Annotated in this window: 1 protein-coding gene and 1 pseudogene; both read left to right on the forward strand. The window is 67.2% G+C overall.

Annotated elements, in window-relative coordinates; translation table 11 throughout:
- Positions 1-635 (forward strand): nucleotidyl transferase AbiEii/AbiGii toxin family protein (locus GSF22_RS33875; RefSeq protein WP_208817957.1); only part of this gene is annotated, 635 nt, incomplete at its 5' end.
- Positions 636-689: 54 nt separating this feature from the next.
- A pseudogene (locus GSF22_RS33880) lies at positions 690-941 on the forward strand (hypothetical protein); the annotation flags it as partial.

Genomic DNA, 941 nt, shown 5'->3' on the forward strand with positions numbered 1-941 from the left:
GTTTCTACCGTGAGGTGGCGCGGGTTGCGTTGACGGTGGCCGACCGGCACGGTTTTGTGCTGGGTGGTGGGGTGGCGTGGCTGGTCAACGGTTTGGTGCGGCGTCCGACCGAGGATGTGGATCTTTTCAGCGATACCGATGGTGCGGCGGCGGCTGCGGCGGACGAGGTGGGTGCCGCGTTGCGGGCGGCCGGGTTCGAGGTGTCGGAGGTCGTGAGTGATCTCGGTGAGGTGTTCGCGGGTTTCGATCGGGATCAGCGGGAGTTCATGGTGGCCCGGGCGGGGCGGGCGTTGCGGTTGAGTCTGTGTCGGTTGGACCGTCACCACCGGCCGGTGCTCATGGATTTGGGTCCGGTGATGCATCCGGATGATCTGGTGGCGACGAAGGTGGCCGCGTTGGTGAATCGGCGTGAGGTGCGCGATTACATCGATGTGGCGGCGGCGGTGGGGCGCGGGTACGACCTGGTGGGGATGTTGGCGTTGGCGCGGCGGCATGATCCTGGTCTGGATGACGGGGATGTCGCGGATGTGGGTCGGTATCTGGACCGGTTGGATGATGCGCGGTTCCGGTTCTACCGGTTGTCGGTGGAGCAGATCCGGCAGGTGCGGGCGCGGTTCGCGGGGTGGCCCCGGTAGGTGGTGCGGCGGACCGTGCGCTAATCCGGTGGACAGGGTGCGGACGATGGCGGCATGTCGGATGCGCGGTGGGTGGTTGCCCGGGTGGATGTGGCCGATGGGGTGTCGCAGGGGTTGCTGCGGGAGTACTTCACCGAGATCGTGGGCCGTTGGTATGGGCGGGCGGTGTCGGCTGGTGAGGTGTCGGCGGCGATGGCGGAGGATCCGAGTGGTGATCTGTGTCCGCCGTCGGGGGTGTTTCTGGTGGGTCGGTTCCGGGGGCGTCCGGCGGGTTGTGTGGGTTTGCGGTGGCTGTCTCTTATACAC

The organism is Micromonospora echinofusca, from assembly GCF_017614955.1.
Lineage (GTDB): Bacteria > Actinomycetota > Actinomycetes > Mycobacteriales > Micromonosporaceae > Micromonospora > Micromonospora echinofusca_A.